The sequence below is a fragment of the bacterium genome, from assembly GCA_024228115.1.
Taxonomy (GTDB): Bacteria; Myxococcota_A; UBA9160; order UBA9160; family UBA6930.
On sequence record JAAETT010000188.1, the window covers coordinates 1 to 763 of the forward strand.

1 protein-coding gene is annotated in these 763 nt (G+C 60.0%); it reads left to right on the forward strand.

Translation table 11 applies throughout. The annotated features are described in order from the left end of the window. Nucleotides 1–13 precede the first annotated feature (13 nt). The coding region (locus tag GY937_09345; protein MCP5056912.1) for an SWF/SNF helicase family protein at nt 14–763 on the forward strand (750 nt) is incomplete at its 3' end.

The following is a 763-nucleotide window of genomic DNA, read 5'->3' on the forward strand; positions in this document are numbered from 1 at the left end:
GATCCGGCCCTGGATGCTGCGCCGGCTGAAGGAGACCCACGGTAAGGACATCCCCGATGCCCTACCTCCCCAGGTCATCACGCTCCCCATGACTGGCCCACAAACCAAGGCGTACAACCAGATCGTCAAGGACTCACTAGCCCTCATCGACCAGGAGGACGGTAAGAAGCTCCTGATCTCACAGGGGAACCTCCCGAACTACGCCGTCTTGAAGTACATCGCAGCTGGGGTGCCAATAGTTAGCGAGGACCACCGGGTCACGGGCTTGCAGTGGAGGAACTCCAACAAGTTCGAGTACCTACGGGACCTGGCTACTGACAGAGCTGGGGACCCCTTCGTGATCTACGCCTACTCTTCCAAGGAGGTGCAGATGTACGCCGATGGGCTACGCCACGAGGGGTTCCGTGTAGGAACGATTACAGGCGACACCCCTGGTGACCAGCGTGACGCCACTGTCGCTATGTTCCAGCGTGGAGAGCTGGCAGTCATCCTCGTCACTGACGCCGGGGGTGACAGCATCACCCTGACAGCTGCCGATCTGGTGGTGTTGGCTCGGCCTAGCCGCCGACCGTCAGCCAACCAGCAAGTGATGAAGCGTGTCGACCGTTGGGGTCAGACTCGCCCACCTCAGTGCCAGATCCTGGTATCTGAGGGCACTGTCGATGAAACGGACCTGGCCTCGTTGGCCGGGAAGATCAACATCCAGGAAGAGATGACCCTGGACAAGAAGAGGCTCAAGGGCCTGTTGAAAGGTACGCCAACC